This is a genomic window from Paucibacter sp. Y2R2-4, from assembly GCF_025717535.1.
Lineage (GTDB): Bacteria > Pseudomonadota > Gammaproteobacteria > Burkholderiales > Burkholderiaceae_C > Paucibacter_A.
On record NZ_JAJIRO010000002.1, the window covers coordinates 912,042 to 927,449 of the forward strand.

At 62.8% G+C, this 15,408-nt stretch carries 13 protein-coding genes and 2 pseudogenes; 4 read left to right on the forward strand and 11 right to left on the reverse strand.

From position 1 onward, the window contains the following. Positions 1-25 precede the first annotated feature (25 nt). The 8 genes from LNV06_RS10895 to def form a co-directional block, all read right to left on the reverse strand. Positions 26-1,231 (reverse strand): phosphoglycerate kinase, encoded by a 1,206-nt coding sequence (locus LNV06_RS10895; protein WP_263538266.1) that lies wholly within the window; start codon positions 1,229-1,231, stop codon positions 26-28. Positions 1,232-1,338: 107 nt separating this feature from the next. Beyond that, a complete protein-coding gene (locus LNV06_RS10900; RefSeq protein WP_263538267.1) occupies positions 1,339-1,668 on the reverse strand; it encodes a branched-chain amino acid transport AzlD family protein in 330 nt (109 codons plus the stop codon). Beyond that, entirely contained in the window at positions 1,665-2,390 is a 726-nt protein-coding gene (locus tag LNV06_RS10905) for an AzlC family ABC transporter permease (protein ID WP_263538268.1), read from the reverse strand. The genes LNV06_RS10900 and LNV06_RS10905 overlap by 4 nt, the downstream gene beginning before the upstream one ends. 100 nt (positions 2,391-2,490) lie before the next feature. Further along, a complete protein-coding gene (locus LNV06_RS10910; protein WP_263538269.1) occupies positions 2,491-3,240 on the reverse strand; it encodes a head GIN domain-containing protein in 750 nt (249 codons plus the stop codon). 172 nt (positions 3,241-3,412) lie between these two features. After that, positions 3,413-3,826 (reverse strand): hypothetical protein, encoded by a 414-nt coding sequence (locus tag LNV06_RS10915; protein WP_263538270.1) that lies wholly within the window; start codon positions 3,824-3,826, stop codon positions 3,413-3,415. Positions 3,827-3,877: 51 nt separating this feature from the next. Next, on the reverse strand, positions 3,878-4,738 hold the full coding sequence (gene htpX, locus LNV06_RS10920) for a zinc metalloprotease HtpX (protein WP_263538271.1): 861 nt from the start codon (positions 4,736-4,738) through the stop codon (positions 3,878-3,880). A gap of 116 nt (positions 4,739-4,854) precedes the next feature. Beyond that, positions 4,855-5,814 carry a methionyl-tRNA formyltransferase gene (fmt, locus tag LNV06_RS10925; protein WP_263538357.1) on the reverse strand — a complete coding sequence of 320 codons (960 nt, stop codon included), beginning with the start codon at positions 5,812-5,814 and terminating at the stop codon, positions 4,855-4,857. A 108-nt stretch (positions 5,815-5,922) separates the two neighbouring features. Continuing rightward, positions 5,923-6,441 (reverse strand): peptide deformylase, encoded by a 519-nt coding sequence (gene def / locus LNV06_RS10930; protein WP_263538272.1) that lies wholly within the window; start codon positions 6,439-6,441, stop codon positions 5,923-5,925. 262 nt (positions 6,442-6,703) lie between these two features. On the opposite strand from def, the gene LNV06_RS10935 reads away from it, so the two are divergent. The 4 genes and pseudogenes from LNV06_RS10935 (at position 6,704) to LNV06_RS10950 (ending at position 9,959) form a co-directional block, all read left to right on the forward strand. Continuing rightward, a complete protein-coding gene (locus LNV06_RS10935; protein WP_263538273.1) occupies positions 6,704-7,921 on the forward strand; it encodes a LysM peptidoglycan-binding domain-containing protein in 1,218 nt (405 codons plus the stop codon). A 26-nt stretch (positions 7,922-7,947) separates the two neighbouring features. Beyond that, a pseudogene (gene dprA, locus LNV06_RS10940) lies at positions 7,948-8,739 on the forward strand (DNA-processing protein DprA); the annotation flags it as partial. A gap of 2 nt (positions 8,740-8,741) precedes the next feature. Beyond that, positions 8,742-9,422: pseudogene (gene dprA / locus LNV06_RS10945) on the forward strand (DNA-processing protein DprA); the annotation flags it as partial. Between the two features lie 84 nt (positions 9,423-9,506). Further along, positions 9,507-9,959, forward strand: coding sequence for a Smg family protein (locus LNV06_RS10950; RefSeq protein ID WP_263538274.1), 453 nt, complete (start codon positions 9,507-9,509; stop codon positions 9,957-9,959). Between the two features lie 32 nt (positions 9,960-9,991). Here the strand turns inward: LNV06_RS10950 and LNV06_RS10955 are convergent, their stop codons facing one another. The 3 genes from LNV06_RS10955 to secD are packed head-to-tail and all read right to left on the reverse strand — an operon-like array spanning position 9,992 to position 15,343. After that, entirely contained in the window at positions 9,992-12,361 is a 2,370-nt protein-coding gene (locus LNV06_RS10955) for a DUF1631 family protein (protein ID WP_263538275.1), read from the reverse strand. Positions 12,362-12,406: 45 nt separating this feature from the next. Next, entirely contained in the window at positions 12,407-13,441 is a 1,035-nt protein-coding gene (secF, locus tag LNV06_RS10960) for a protein translocase subunit SecF (RefSeq protein WP_263538276.1), read from the reverse strand. Positions 13,442-13,462: 21 nt separating this feature from the next. Then, on the reverse strand, positions 13,463-15,343 hold the full coding sequence (gene secD, locus LNV06_RS10965; RefSeq protein WP_263538277.1) for a protein translocase subunit SecD: 1,881 nt from the start codon (positions 15,341-15,343) through the stop codon (positions 13,463-13,465). Between the last annotated feature and the right edge of the window lie 65 nt (positions 15,344-15,408).

The following is a 15,408-nucleotide window of genomic DNA, read 5'->3' on the forward strand; positions in this document are numbered from 1 at the left end:
ATTCATCCGATCGACCAAGAGGAGCTCAGCTGGCCTGAGCATCCTGAGCGCGGCGGCTCAGAATCTCAAAAGCCGGCAAGGTCTTGCCTTCCAGGATCTCCAGGAAGGCGCCGCCGCCGGTGGAGATGTAGCCCACATCTTTTTCAATGCCGTACTTGGCAATCGCGGCCAGGGTGTCGCCACCTCCGGCAATGCTGAAGGCGCTGGACGCCGCAATGGCGCGAGCAATGGTCTCGGTGCCATGAGCAAAGGCGTCGAACTCGAAGACGCCGACCGGGCCGTTCCAGACGATGGTGCCGGCGGCCTTCAGTTGCTCGGCCAGCAGGGCCGCAGTCTTAGGGCCGATGTCCAGGATCAGATCGTCTTCAGCCACATCGGCCGCGTCTTTGACGGTGGCTTCGGCATCAGCAGCGAAACGCTTGGCCACCACCACATCGACCGGGATCGGCACGGCCGCGCCGCGCGCCTTCATCGCGTCGATCACCGCTTGAGCCTCGGCCACCAGATCGGGTTCGGCCAGCGACTTGCCGATCTTCAAACCAGCGGCCAGCATGAAAGTGTTGGCGATACCGCCGCCGACGATCAAGCCGTCAACCTTCTCGGACAAGGCCTTCAGGATGGTCAGCTTGGTCGACACCTTGGAGCCCGCAACGATGGCCACCAGCGGGCGCTTCGGGGCGCTCAGGGCCTTGCTGATGGCGTCGATCTCGGCGGCCAGCAGCGGGCCGGCGCAAGCGATCTTGGCGAATTGGGCGATGCCGTAAGTCGTGCCTTCGGCGCGGTGGGCGGTGCCGAAGGCGTCATTGACGAAGATGTCGCAAAGTGCAGCCATCTTCTTGGCCAGCTCTTCGTTGTTCTTCTTTTCGCCCTTGTTGACGCGGCAGTTCTCCAGCAGCACCAACTCGCCCGGCGCCACAGCGACACCGTCGACCCAATTGGCCACCAGCTTGACTTCGCGGCCCATCAGCTCGCCCATGCGCTTGGCCACCGGGGCCAGCGAGTCTTCCGGCTTGAACTCGCCTTCGGTCGGGCGGCCCAGATGCGAGGTGACCATCACCGCAGCGCCGGCCTTCAAGGCTTGCTCGATGCAGGGGATGGAGGCGCGGATGCGGGTGTCTTCGGTGATCTGGCCGGCATCGTCTTGCGGCACGTTCAAATCGGCGCGGATGAAAACGCGTTGGCCGGCAACTTTGCCCTGGGCGATCAAGTCGGTGAAACGAATAACGTTCATGGGGATCAGCAATCAAGAGTTGGAAATTTGGGGCAGCCCAGTCCATAGCTCGGCTGCGATGAGCGCTAGCTTACCAAGGCCCGCAGGCCATCGTGGCAACAAGCCGGTTACCAGCCCAGGCCAATACGCAGGCCGAGCATGACCACCGTGCCACTGATGATGGTGCCCAGAATGCCGCGTTTCCAGAAGAAGTAGGCGGTGCCCACCGCGGCGGCATAGAGGCGCGCGTCCTTCCATGTATCGATCAAATGGCCTTGGCTCATCACGATCTCCGGGGCAATCACCGCCGCCAGGGCCGCCAGCGGTGCATAGCGCAAGCCCTGTTTGGCCCAATCGGGCATGGGCAATTCTTGCTTGGGGATCATGAAGAAGCTGCGGGTGATCATGGTGATCAAGCCCATGCCGACAATGCCCAGTGCGATTTCCCAATCACTCATGGTTTGGCCTCCTGCTCTGGCATCCAATGCTCCATCAGCAAGCCCGCGGCCACGGCCGCTGCAATCGCCACCAAGATATTGAGTCGCAGCGGCAAACCGTAAGCCGCCACTGCCGCGCAGCAAGCCACGCCGCCGGACACCCAGGCGTTGCGATCTTTCAGCAAAGACAGGGCCAAACCCAGCAGCGCCAGCACACCGGCAAAACCCAGGCCCCATTCGGTAGGCACTCGGTCGGCCGCAAAGATGCCGATGATGGCCGGCACTTGCCAAGACATCCAGGTCCAGCTGGCGCCGCCCCAGAAGTAGGGCAGTTGATCGCTGGCCTGCTGTTTGGGCTCAGGAAAGCGCCGCATGAAGGCGACGTAGTTCAGGTCCGCCGCAAAATAGCCCAGGCTCAAGCGCTGCAGCCGTGGCAAGTGGCCGAAGTACATGCGCCACTGCGCGCTGAAAATCACAAAGCGCAGATTGACGCAAAAGGCCGTGGCCCACAGCACCCACATCGGCGCGCCGCTGGCCAGCAAGGGCAAGGCCGCCAGCTGAGAGCTGCCAGCGAACACCACCAAGCTCATCAACAGCGCCAAAGGCACCGACAGGCCGCTCTTGACCATGGCCACGCCGGTCACCAAGCCCCAGGCGGAGATGCCCAGGCCGATGCCCATCATTTCGCGGGCGGCATTCTTGAATTCAGGATGGCGCCAAGTCGCCGCGATAGAACTGCTCATGGAGCGATTGTCGCTGGATGCCAAGAACGCCCCTGTCGCGCCCGCGTCTCGCGGGTACATCCGGGGGCGCCCTGCGCCCGGTCGAGTGAAGCGGCTTGCTTCAGTTCAGCTTGGTGATATTGCCGTGCCCCGCCACCGAGCTGCTGACCTGGGGCGAACCCAAGTAGGCGATATCGCCCGAGCCCGCGATCGAAATCTTCAAGGTCTTGACCGCATGAACGGTGGCACTGCCGCTGCCGGCGATGCTGGCCCGAACTTCATCCGCCTGCAATTCGCGGGCATGCACATCACCCGAACCCGCCACCGACAGACTCAGGCTGCCGGTCCGGCCGCGCGCCTTGACATCGCCGCTGCCACTGACTTGCAGGCCCAGACGGTCGCTGCTCATGTCCACCAGATCGACATCACCCGAGCCGGCAATGCTGATGTCCACCGACGGGGTCTTCATCGCCTCGACCCGGATATCGCCCGAGCCGGCAATCGCAATCTTGCGCAGCTGCGCGACCTCAAGCGTGATTTGCGGCTCGGTTTTGGTGGAAAAGCTATAGCCCTTCTTCGGCGAGATCTCCAGGGTGCGGCCCTTGCTGCTCTCTACGATGCGGGTTTCGATCAACGGCAACAGGTTTTTATCGGCCTTCAGCTCCATCTGGCTGCTCGGGCCTTGCCGCACCAAAACCTTGAAAGACCCGGCCAAGCTGATGCCGTCGAAAGCGCCCAGATCACGCGTCTCGGTACTGATTTCGCCCGAGCCTTTAACCCGTTCGGAAATGCCCCAACTCCAGGCCTGTGCGCCCGCGGTGAAAGAAAGGCTTCCAATCAAGGCCAGGGCAGCGATGCGACGATTCAACATGATGGGGTCTCCGGTGTGGGGCTTGTTGCTGAGTGTCGCCATCATCTCGAAGAAGTCGGGCAGAGCCCAAGCCCGAGCGACAGGATGCAGCGTTCAAGGGCTGGAAAGCAAAAAAGCCACGGCGAATCGTCACCGTGGCCTTCAAATTTTGCAGCGCTCAGGCGTGAAAAGGCTAGTGTGAGCCCGCCTTCGCCTTGCTGTCCTTGGCGCCCTCTTTGGCACCGTCCTTGGCGCCCTCTTTCGACTTGGGCGGATCTTCCTCTTCTTCATCGGCCTTGGGCTTGACGGTCGAGGGACGCGGCACCACCGGGGCTACGCCCTCGATTTTGTTCTCGCGCATGTACTCGTCCATCTCCTTCCAGCCATTGAAAACAGCCGCCTTGTGCGCCTTGGGGTTGAGCACATAGCAGTCTTCAATGGCGCGCAAGGCATGCCGGCAGGCGCTTCCGATGGCCTTGCCCTCGGCCTCTTTGGTGGCCTGCACCTTGGCCGGATCTTCAATTCCCAGCTGCTCACAGCCCGACAGCAGCGCCGCCATCGCCAGCAAGAGCGACGCGGGAATGGATGGAATGGCCTGATTTCTCATGGCAGTGATATCGGCGTGAAGCCTTGTCCCTTGAGTGGGTTTCGAGTTCACTCAGCGCCCGCCTGGATTCGCTGCGCTCATGGCCATCAGCCGGGCCACGCGCTCCTCGGTGGCCGGGTGGGTGCTGAACAAGCCTGCAAGGCCTTTGCCGGAGAGCGGATTCATGATCATCATCTGCGCTGTCTCGGGGTGGCGCTCGGCGCCATCCATCGGAATACGCTGGGCGAAATTGTGAATCTTGGTCAAGGCGGAGGCCAGCGCCTGGGGGTCGCCCGAAACCTCGGCGCCGCCACGGTCGGCTTCAAATTCACGCGCGCGGCTGATCGCCATCTGGATGACGCTGGCCGCCAAAGGCGCCAACATCGCCACCAAGATGCCGACGATGGGGTTGTGGCTGCGGCCCTCGCTGTCGCGGCCCCCAAAAAACATGGCGAAATTGGCCAGCATGGAGATCGCGCCAGCCATGGTGGCGCTGACGGTGCTGATCAAGATGTCGCGGTGTTTCACATGGGCCAGTTCGTGCGCCATCACGCCGCGCAACTCGGCCGCAGACAGCACCCGCATGATGCCGGTGGTGGCCGCCACGGCGGCGTTCTCGGGGTTGCGCCCGGTGGCAAAGGCATTCGGGGCGTCTTCGTCAATGATGTAGACGCGCGGCATTGGCAGCTGGGCCTTGGCGGCCAACTCCTTGACCATGGCGTAGTACTGCGGCGCCGAGGTCTCATCGACCTCGCGTGCCTTGTACATCTTCAGCACCATCTTGTCGGAGTACCAGTAGCTGAAGAAATTCATGCCCAAGGCGACCAGCAGCGCCAGCAGCATGCCGCTCTGCCCGCCGATCATGCGGCCCAGCACCATGAACAGCGCGGTGATCGCCGCCATCAGGATGGCCGTCTTCATCAAATTGAACATGCAAGTCTCTCCGTCACTCTTTCGCGCACTGACTCGGTGCGCGGCTGATGATAACGAAACATCACATCGGGTCGACCGGGCTGATTTTCAAGCCGGGCCGGCCCGGCGGGCCTGGCTCAAGCGCCGAAACGGTCGCCCACTTGAATTGGCCTCGACTGCAAAAAGGCTGCGGCGGGCAGGCGCTTGCCACCGGCGCGCTGCAACTCAGTCAGTCGCAAGGCCTGCTGGCCGCAGGCCACCAGCACGCCGGCTTCATCGACCCGCAAGACCGTACCCGGCGCGCCGCCCAGGCCTGAATCCGCCACGCAATCGCCCTGCCAGCATTTGATGGGCTCGCCGCCCAAGCTGCTCAGCCCGCCCGGGAAGGGATCAAAGGCGCGTAGGCGTCGAGCAATCTGAGCCGCGTCCTGCTGCCAGTCAATTTGCGCTTCGGCCTTTTCGATCTTGTGGGCGTAGCAGACGCCCTCAGCCGGCTGCACTGTCGCCTTCAGCTCGCTACGCGCAACACGCTGCAGCGCTTGCACAATCATCCGGCCGCCCAGACTGGCAAGCTTGTCATGCAAACGGGTGGTCGTGTCATCGGCGGCAATCGGCAGGGCTTCGATCAGCAACATATCGCCGGTGTCCAAGCCCGCGTCCATCTGCATGATGGTGATACCAGTCTCAGCGTCGCCGGCCTCAATGGCCCGGTGGATAGGCGCGGCACCGCGCCAGCGCGGCAGCAATGAGGCGTGGATATTCAGGCAACCCAAGCGAGGCAAGTCCAAAACCCATTGCGGCAAGATCAGGCCATAGGCGGCCACCACCATCACATCGGCCCGCGCATCGAGCAAGGCTTGGCGAGCGGCAGCCGCTTCGTCGGGGTACTTGCCGTCCAGCCGTAAGCTCTGCGGCTGCGCGACTACGATGCCATGGTGAAGCGCCAGTTGTTTGACCGGTGAAGCCTGCAGCTTCATGCCGCGCCCGGCCGGGCGGTCCGGCTGGCTCAGCACCAGCGGCACGCTAAAGCCCGCTTGCAACAAAGCCGCCAAGGCGGAGGCCGCGAACTCGGGGGTGCCGGCAAAAACGACACGCAAGGATTCAGTCATGGATACCTTCAGTCAAGCAAACACGCGAGCCAACAAGCAGTCAGACAAGACCTGACCCCAAGAGGCTCCAAGAGGCGCCGAGTGGCGCCGCGGGCTTCAGCGCTTGCGACCCTCTTCTTCCCGGGTCTTCTTGATCATCTTGGTCTTGATGCGCTCGCGCTTGAGCGGGCTCAGGTACTCGACAAAGACCTTGCCCATCAAGTGATCCATCTCATGCTGGACGCAAACCGCCAGCAGACCTTCGGCGTCAAACTCATAGGTCTTGCCCTCGCGGTCGAGCGCGCGCACCGTCACCCGCGAGTGGCGCGGGATTTTGTCGTAAATCTGCGGCACCGAAAGGCAGCCCTCTTCGCCTTCGGTGAACTCGGCGCTGGTCTTGACCAATTCCGGGTTGATCAAGACGCGGGGCGTGTCGCGCTCTTCGGAGGTGTCGATCACCACCACGCGCTCATGCACATCAACCTGGCTGGCAGCCAGGCCAACGCCTTCGGCCGCATACATGGTCTCCAGCATGTCGTCGACCAGTTGACGGATGCGCTCATCCACTTGCGCCACGGGCTTGGCCACGGTGTGCAGACGCGGGTCGGGGTATCGAAGAATATTCAGTTTCGCCATGGCTCTCGCGCTGTGGACTCGGCACAACGCCTGTTTGTAAGTGCTTGCAAGAGGGGTGAAAGCCCCCGTTATGTTCGTTGCGACGCCCTGTTTTTGGGGGCAAAATCGTCGCGACCCAGGGGGATTTTCGCCGAAGTGGCAAAACCCGGTGGACTGCAGCCCAAAGCGGGCGCCCTTTTTGACATCCAACGCGCCCGGTTCTCGCCGACCGAGCGCCCAAACGACCCAGCAGGCCGCCTCCCGCGGCTTTAGAGAGTGCTCGATGCCTTTTTGTGAATGCCCGAAGAATCTGCCCCTGCGTCGCAACTCGGCGGCGCGCCTGCAGCTCGTCATGGCGGCCCTTCCTCTGGCCCTGTCCTTGCTGAGCACCGCCAGCCAGGCCCAGACGAGCACTTACCCCATCACTGAAAAGCAGCGTGCCACCGCCGCCCAGGTCGCGCAAGCCGGCGTGCCCTTGAGCGAGTTGGCCGCCGATGCGCCCGAGTCTTACACCGTCAAACGCGGCGACACGCTGTGGGACATCTCCAAGCTCTTCCTCAAAAGCCCCTGGCGCTGGCCCGAGCTCTGGGGCATGAACCGCGAGCAAATTGCCAACCCGCACCTGATCTACCCCGGCCAAATGTTGGTCTTGGTGAAGGTAGATGGGCGAGCACAGCTGCAATTGGCCCGGCCTTTGACGGGTGCCAGCGCTGCAGCGCTTGGCGAGGACGGCAAGCTATCGCCGCGCATCCGCGTCTCTCCGACGGATGAAAACGGCATTGCGGCCATTCCGCTGAATCTGATCGAGCCCTTCTTGAACGACGCGGTGGTGTTTGACAGCGATGAGCTGGCTCGCGCGCCGCGCATCGTTGCCACGCCCGAGGGTCACGTCTTGCTCTCGCGCGGCGATCTGGCCTATGTGCGCGGTGAATTTGGGCAGAGCTCAGAGTTCCGCGTCTTCCGCAATACCCGGCCCTTGGTGGACCCCAGCACCCGGGAAATTCTCGGTTATGAGGCGCCCTATCTCGGTACCGCAGATTTGATTCGCGCCGACCAAAGCCAGCAACTGCCGGACGGCAAATCCGAAATCGTACCCGCCACCGTGCGGATCAAAACCGTGCGCCAAGAAATCGGCGTCGGTGACCGCCTGTCTCCGACTCCACCGCGCAGCTTCTCACGCTATGTGCCGCATGCGCCGGCAACGCCGATCAGCGGGCAGATCATTTCCATTTATGGCGATGGCCTGAATGCCGGCCAAAACCAGATCGTGGCTTTGAACCGCGGCAAGAACGACGGCATGGAGCGCGGCCATGTGCTGGCCCTGTGGCAGCAAGGCCGCCGCGTCATCGACAGCACCAGCGAAAAGCGCGAGGAAATGAAGCTGCCGGACGAACGCCACGGCGTGCTCTTCGTGTTCCAGGTGTATGCACGGGTCTCCTATGCCTTGATCATTTCGGTCAAGGACCCGGTGCGGGCCGGGGATAAGTTCACTCAGCCCTGAATCCCTCGGGCCAAGCTTGTTGAGCAATGCTGGCCTTTGAAGAACTCGGCGCTTGGCTGCGATTGCTGGAAACACCCAGCATCGGCTTGGAAAGCGCGCGCCGCCTGCTCCACTGCTTTGGCTCGCCGCAGGCCGTTTTTGAGGCCCCAGGTCAGGACTGGCAAGTCCTGCTGAACATCAGCCAAATCACAGCCCTGAGCACGCCGCCACCCAACATCGACCAACAGCTAGAAAAGACCTGGGCTTGGCTGCAAGCCGGCGAAGGACGCGATCTGCTCTTGCTGGGCGACCCCGACTACCCCGAGGCCTTGCTGCAAACCGCTGACCCGCCGCTCTTGCTGTATCTGCAGGGGCGACGAGCGCTACTGACCCAGCCCAGCTTGGCCATTGTGGGCAGCCGCAGCCCAACAGCCCAAGGCCGCGACAACGCTCGCCATTTCGCGCAAGAACTGAGCGAGGCCGGCCTATGCATTGTGTCTGGCCTGGCTTTGGGCGTTGACGGCGCCGCGCATGAGGGCGCCTTGAGGGGCGAAGGCAAGACCATCGCCGTGCTGGGCACCGGCTTGGACTGCATCTACCCGAGTCGGCATCGTAAACTGGGCCAGATGGTGATCGAGCAAGGCCTCTTGGTCAGCGAGTACGCCCTGGGCACACCACCCCTGCCCCCCAACTTTCCGCGCCGCAACCGCATCATCGCCGGCTTGAGCCAAGGCTGCTTGGTGGTGGAGGCCGCGCTGCAATCGGGCTCTTTGATCACGGCCCGTTTGGCCAGCGAGGCCGGACGGGAAGTCTTTGCCATTCCTGGCTCCATCCATGCGAGGCCGGCCTATGCATTGTGTCTGGCCTGGCTTTGGGCGTTGACGGCGCCGCGCATGAGGGCGCCTTGAGGGGCGAAGGCAAGACCATCGCCGTGCTGGGCACCGGCTTGGACTGCATCTACCCGAGTCGGCATCGTAAACTGGGCCAGATGGTGATCGAGCAAGGCCTCTTGGTCAGCGAGTACGCCCTGGGCACACCACCCCTGCCCCCCAACTTTCCGCGCCGCAACCGCATCATCGCCGGCTTGAGCCAAGGCTGCTTGGTGGTGGAGGCCGCGCTGCAATCGGGCTCTTTGATCACGGCCCGTTTGGCCAGCGAGGCCGGACGGGAAGTCTTTGCCATTCCTGGCTCCATCCATTCCAGTCTCAGCCGGGGCTGCCATGCCTTGATACGACAAGGCGCCAAGCTGGTCGAGAACGCACAAGACGTACTGGAAGAACTGCCGCCCTTGAGTCGCACGACGCGTCCAGGCGCCAGTCAGCCGGAAGTAGGCTCCGATACATCAGCCCAACATCAGCAGGTCTTGCGGCTGATGGGCTTTGATCCGATCTCTCTCGACAGCTTGCAACAACGCGGCGGCTGGCCGGTGGCCGAGCTGAATACTTTTTTGTTGGAACTTGAGTTGGCGGGCGCGGTGGCGCGCTTGCCGGGCCAGCTTTTTCAACGCCGCGCTTCGTCCTAGCCAGGGAAAACTCGGGCCTTCTCCCCCCGTGGCCCGGGGCTTTTCTGAGCTTAGGGCTGAAGGGGCCTGGGGTATCATGGCCCCATGTTTGACGTGCTGGTCTATCTCTACGAAACCTATTGGCGCCCGGACGCTTGCCCGGATCACGCCCAGCTGACACGTAAATTGTCGGCGGTTGGCTTCGAGCGCGACGAAATCCAGGAAGCCCTGGTCTGGCTGGATGGTCTCGCCGCTGGCGCCGCGTCCTACCAAGGCACGCAAGGCAGCCTGAGCCTGCGCGTCTATTCCGAGAACGAACTGGACCATCTGGGCGAGCCCTCGGTGGGTTTCATCAGCTTCCTGGAATCGGCTGGGGTCTTGCCGCCGCCAATGCGCGAAATGGTGATTGACCGCGCCATGGCCATCCCGGGCGCCCCCATGGATCTGGAAGACCTGAAGATCATTGTGCTGATGGTGTTCTGGAGCCTGGGCGAAGAGCCCGATGCGCTGATTCTGGACGAACTCTTCGTCGCCCCGGAAGACCGGCTGATTCACTGAGCCCATCCGACCGCGCCAGCGCGGTCTGAGGACTAGTTCAACAGTCGCCCGGGGTCCACATCCAGCTTGGCCAAGGCGTTCCGCGTGGCCTTGACGGTCAGCGACTCATCCTGCGCCGGCAAGAGCAAGCCAGCTTGCAAGAAGGCCGCCATGCGCTTGAGCGGGAACAGCACGCCGCGGCCGCTGGCGGTCACGAACAAGGCCATCTGCCTGCGTGTGCCGCGCCAAGCCAGTTGCACCGCCTCATTGCGATTGCGGTAGTCCAACATATACCAGCCGCCCACCTGCAACTCGCGCGCCCAGGCCAGCATGGCCGGGGTGGGGTCGGAGCCGCCCTCGGCCACCACTTCCATGCCCTCGGACTCATGGCCTGACAGATCGCGCACCAAGCCTTCGTCGATATTGATCTCGCCATCGCCCTCGGGCAGCATGGCTTCCAGCGTTTCGAGCTGATCCATCAACTCGTCCAAACGCTCGCGCGGAATCTCTGCGCTCTTGGCGGTGAAGGCCGCCGCCAGCGCGTTATTGAGCACGCGGATTTGTTCGTCCTGCTTCTCGGCCGCCAGCCCGGCTTGGCCCATGCCGTCGCGCAATGTTTTCAGCAGCGGCGGCAAGCGGCGGATGACTTCGGCACGCTCTTCGCGCGAGACCTTGGCGCTGGCCGACCAGATCAAGTCCGCCGCCGCTCGCTTCATCAGCCGCGTGGCCTCGGACTGAGCACCGTCGCGCACCGCAGCCACGGCCAAGACATCGGCCCAAACATGGAACAAGAACTCGCGCACACCGTCTTGCACCGGCACGGCATTGAGCATCTTGCGCAGCTCGATGGTGTACTGAATCGCCAGCGTCTCCCGCTGCTCGACCTGCTGAGCCAGAGAGACGCCCAGGCGGCTGGCCTGATTCTCATGCTCGAAATAGTTGTCGAGGAATTTGGCGAACTCGGTCAGCACCGTTTGGAAGACGCGCCGCCCGGTGTCGGGATAAGCCTCGACCACCTGCACCACCCGCTTGATTTCACGCTCCAGCGGATCGCCACCTCCGGCGCTGGCGCCCGCATTGCTGCCGGCGCTGAAACCCATCACGCAAGAGCCCATGCGGTCGATCAACTGGCGAGCGGGATGGTCGGTGGTGGCGAAAAAGTCGGGCTCGCTGACTGCGACCCGCAAGACCGGCATCTGCAATCGCGCAAACCAGACCCGCACCGAGGCGGGAATGCGCTCTTCCATCAAGATGCTCTGGAACATCATGGCCACCAACTCGATGGTGGCGCGTTCGGCCGGCGAATCGGCGGCCTGCTTGAGCACCTGTTTGAAGGCTTGATTGCGCGCCCGCAAGTCCTCCAGCAACTGCGGCGCCGCCATTTCAGCGTTGTCGCCCGCCAAGGCGCTCGCGGCCGGGGCGCGCAGCGTTTCTTGCGCATGCTTGATGGCCGCCGACAAGCGCATCCCCGTGGGCCGCGCTGTGGCCGCGCCCATCAGGCCGGTAGCAGCCCGGGTGGGGTCCAAGCGCGTCGCCGCGAAGGAAGGCACCTGGCTGCCGACAATTTTCTGCAGCAGATGCAAGACCTCTTCGGCTTGGCTACTGACCGGACTGCGAGCTGAGCTTGGCGCACCGCTGGGCATGCCCGACAGCCCCGAGCTGCCGCGAATCTGACCCGCCAGCCGAGAAGGCACCTCGCTGCCATCGCTGGCGGCACTGGCATTGGCGGCGCTGCCTCCATGGCCCGAGCGGCGGATAAAGGGGCGCAAGTCCACTTCGGGCAAGACCGCCTGGGCCAAGAGCCAGCGGTTCACTTCGTGGTAGGCCTCGCCCAGAATCTGAGCGAACTCCTCATGCAGTTCATTGCGCAGCATCTGCCAGTCGGAGGTGCTGAGGCCGCTACGCGTCCAGGCATCCAGCACCAGCTTGGCCACCACATTGGCGCGCAAGAGGTCTTGCGCCGGCAAATCGTCCTGCTGCTCCAACTGCTGCAAGCGAGTGCGCAGATCGGTGAATTCCCAGGTGGCTTTGTCCATCATGGCCAAGGCCAGGCGCGAGGCGGTGATCTCGCGTTCGATGATGTCATCGTCCACCAAGGCCATCATCTTGCTGGTGGTGGGCTCGGCAGCCACCGCTGAGCCAGCAGCATGCGTGCTGGCGCCATGGCTGTCGATGATGCCGTAGACGGCCGCGTGGCGCAGGCCGCTGATCACGCCCGCCTGCCAGGCCGGGCCATGGCGATTCCAGGATTGCACACCGTCCCGGCGTGCCACCATCACTGCGTACTCGGCCGACTGCAACAGCAGTTGAGCGGCCGCCTCATTGATCGCCTGCCCCAGGCCCACCATGCCCTGCACCAGCGCCTCGACGTAGATGCGCCGTGCCTGTGCGGCCATGGCCTGGTTGCGAGCGACGGCGGTCATGGAGTCAAAAGGTCCTAAGCGATTGAGAGTTCAGTCTCGAAGACTCTACACCAGCGCTCCGGCATTCGGATCATCGGGGTCGCCCTTGTTGACCGGGGTGCTGATCAGATCTTCACGCTTGACACCCAGCCACATCGCAATCGCGGCGGCCACAAAGACCGAGGAGTAGATGCCAAACAAGATACCAATGGTCAGCGCGACCGCAAAGTAATGCAATGTTGGGCCGCCGAAGATCAGCATCGACAAGACCATCAGCTGAGTCGAACCGTGGGTGATGATGGTGCGGCTCATGGTGCTGGTGATGGCGTGATCGATCACCTCTTGCGTGTTCAGCTTGCGGAACTTGCGGAAGGCTTCGCGCACCCGGTCAAAAATCACCACCGACTCGTTCACCGAATAGCCCAACACGGCCAAGATCGCCGCCAGCACCGAGAGCGAGAACTCCCACTGGAAGAAGGCGAAGAAGCCCAGGATGATGACCACGTCGTGCAAGTTGGCGATGATGCCGGCCACAGCGAACTTCCACTCAAAGCGGATCGCCAGGTAGATCATGATGCCGATGACGGTGGCCAACAGGGCCTTGGCGGCGTCCCAGGCCAGCTCAGCACCGACGGCCGGACCGACCACCTCGCTGCGCGAGAGCTTGATCGGCTCAGCGCCGGCGGCGTTGACGCAAACCTGCTTGCTGATCGCTTCGCCCTTTTCGCTGACGATTTGACGCTGGCTGATGTTGCCGCTTTCGGCCTTGCACAAGGCGCCAAACACCAGATCGACCTGCTCGGTCTGCTTGATGTCCGGGCGCAGCGGCAAGCGAATCATCACATCGCGGGTGCTACCGAAGTTCTGCACCTGAACTTCGCCGAAGCCCAATTTTTCAACCAGCTGACGGGTCTTCTCGATTTCGGCCGCCTGCGCATACTCGGCCTCGATAACCGTGCCGCCGGTGAATTCGATGGAGAAATGCAGTCCGCGGGTGGTCAGGAAGAACACTGCGGCGGCGAAGGTGAGGAAGGAGATGACGTTGAAGATCAACGCATGCTTCATCAGCGGGAGGTCCCGCTTGATACGGAAGAGTTCCATTTTTTCTCGACTCCCTAGGGCTTACTTGGCCGCAGGCTGTTCGGCCTCGGGTTCAGGTTTCCAGATCTGCCCGATCGACAGCGATTTGAGTTTCTTCTGGCGCCCATACCAAAGATTGGCCAAGGCGCGCGAGAACACCACCGAGGAGAACATCGAGGTCAAGATGCCCAGGCAGTGCACGATGGCAAAGCCCTTCACCGGCCCCGAGCCGAAGGCCAGCAGCGACAGACCGGCGATCAAGGTGGTGACGTTGGAATCCAAAATGGTGGCGAAGGCGCGCTCGTAACCAATATTGATGGCCGCCTGCGGAGCCATGCCGGCACGCAGCTCTTCACGAATGCGCTCATTGATCAGCACATTGGAGTCAATCGCCATACCGAGCACCAGCGCAATCGCCGCAATGCCCGGCAACGACAGGGTGGCCTGAAGCATGGACAAAACCGCAACCAGCAGCAAGAGATTGAAGCCCAGCGCCAGCGAAGAGAACACGCCGAAGAGCATGTAGTAAATGCTCATGAAGATGGCCACGGCCACAAAGCCCCAGGTCACCGACAAGATGCCCTTTTCGATGTTTTCCTTGCCCAGGCTGGGGCCAACGGTCTTTTCTTCAATGATTTCCATCGGCGCGGCCAGGGAGCCGGCGCGCAGCAGCAGCGCGGTGTCACTGGCTTCCTGGGTGCTCATGGCGCCCGAGATCTTGACGCGGCCGCCGCTCAATTCGCTGCGGATCACCGGCGCGGTCACGACCTCGCCCTTGCCCTTCTCAAACAAGATAATGGCCATGCGCTTGCCAATGTTCTCGCGCGACATGTCTTTCATGATGCGGGCGCCCTTGGCGTCCAGCGTCAGGTCCACCGAGGGCTGATGGTTTTCATCAAAGCCGGGTTGCGCATCGGTCAGGTTCTCACCGGTCAGCACGAACTGGCGCTTGACGATGATGGGTCCGTAGCCACGATCGATGAATCGCTCGGTCCCAAAAGGCACCGGGCCTGAACCGCTCAGCGCGGCTTGCGCTTCGGCGCCATCGTCCACCATGCGCAACTCCAGCGTGGCGGTACGGCCAATGATGTCCTTGGCCTTGGCGGTGTCTTGCACGCCGGGCAACTGCACGACCACGCGGTCGCGGCCTTGCTTTTGAATCACCGGTTCGGCCACGCCGAGTTCGTTGACGCGGTTGTGCAAGGTGGTGATGTTTTGATTCAGCGCGGCGTCTTGAACCGCGATTTCAGCCTTGGGCTTCAGAGTGCCGGTCAGGCGCAGATCCAGGCCTTCGGTGCTGGGCAGCCACTGCACATCGGGCAACTGGCTGCTCAAGACGTCTTCGGCCTGCTTGCGCACCGCTTCTTCGCGGAAGGCAATCACAACCGCATTGCCATCGCGGCTGATGCCGGCGTGGCGGATGTTCTTGTCGCGCAGCAGGGTGCGCGCATCGCCGGTCAGCGACTCGGCCTTCTTGGTCAGCGCGGACTTCATGTCCACCTGCATCAAGAAGTGCACACCGCCGCGCAGGTCCAGACCCAAATACATGGGGAAGGCATGCAGCTTGGACAACCACTGCGGCGAGCGCGACAGCAGGTTCAGGGCGACGATGTAAGAGGGCTCGGCCGGATCGGCGTTGATGGCCTTGTTGATCGCGTCCTTGGCCTTGATCTGGGTGTCCAGATCGCCAAACCGGGCCTTGATCGAGTTGCCTTCCAACTGCACGAAGTCGGGCTTGATCTGGGCGTCAGCCAGCGCTTTTTCGATGCGGCCCGTCAGCGCCTCATCGACCTTCATGGTGACCTTGGCACTGGACACCTGCACGGCCGGCGCTTCGCCAAACACATTGGGCAAGGTGTAGATCGTGCCGATCAGCAAAGCGAGCACCAGGATCGCGTACTTCCACAGCGGATAACGGTTCATAGGAACATCCTCTCAGGCCCGGCATGTGCAAACCGGCGCCCTCCCAGGCGCCGGCTGCGTCAGAC

Bases quoted from the DNA above. Each gene is read 5' to 3' on its own strand.
- LNV06_RS10895 (WP_263538266.1), bottom strand. From the start codon at position 1,231: ATGAACGTTATTCGTTTCACCGACTTGATCGCCCAGGGCAAAGTTGCC.
- LNV06_RS10900 (WP_263538267.1), bottom strand. From the start codon at position 1,668: ATGAGTGATTGGGAAATCGCACTGGGCATTGTCGGCATGGGCTTGATC.
- LNV06_RS10905 (WP_263538268.1), bottom strand. From the start codon at position 2,390: ATGAGCAGTTCTATCGCGGCGACTTGGCGCCATCCTGAATTCAAGAAT.
- LNV06_RS10910 (WP_263538269.1), bottom strand. From the start codon at position 3,240: ATGTTGAATCGTCGCATCGCTGCCCTGGCCTTGATTGGAAGCCTTTCT.
- LNV06_RS10915 (WP_263538270.1), bottom strand. From the start codon at position 3,826: ATGAGAAATCAGGCCATTCCATCCATTCCCGCGTCGCTCTTGCTGGCG.
- htpX (WP_263538271.1), bottom strand. From the start codon at position 4,738: ATGTTCAATTTGATGAAGACGGCCATCCTGATGGCGGCGATCACCGCG.
- def (WP_263538272.1), bottom strand. From the start codon at position 6,441: ATGGCGAAACTGAATATTCTTCGATACCCCGACCCGCGTCTGCACACC.
- LNV06_RS10935 (WP_263538273.1), top strand. From the start codon at position 6,704: ATGCCTTTTTGTGAATGCCCGAAGAATCTGCCCCTGCGTCGCAACTCG.
- LNV06_RS10950 (WP_263538274.1), top strand. From the start codon at position 9,507: ATGTTTGACGTGCTGGTCTATCTCTACGAAACCTATTGGCGCCCGGAC.
- LNV06_RS10955 (WP_263538275.1), bottom strand. From the start codon at position 12,361: ATGACCGCCGTCGCTCGCAACCAGGCCATGGCCGCACAGGCACGGCGC.
- secF (WP_263538276.1), bottom strand. From the start codon at position 13,441: ATGGAACTCTTCCGTATCAAGCGGGACCTCCCGCTGATGAAGCATGCG.
- secD (WP_263538277.1), bottom strand. From the start codon at position 15,343: ATGAACCGTTATCCGCTGTGGAAGTACGCGATCCTGGTGCTCGCTTTG.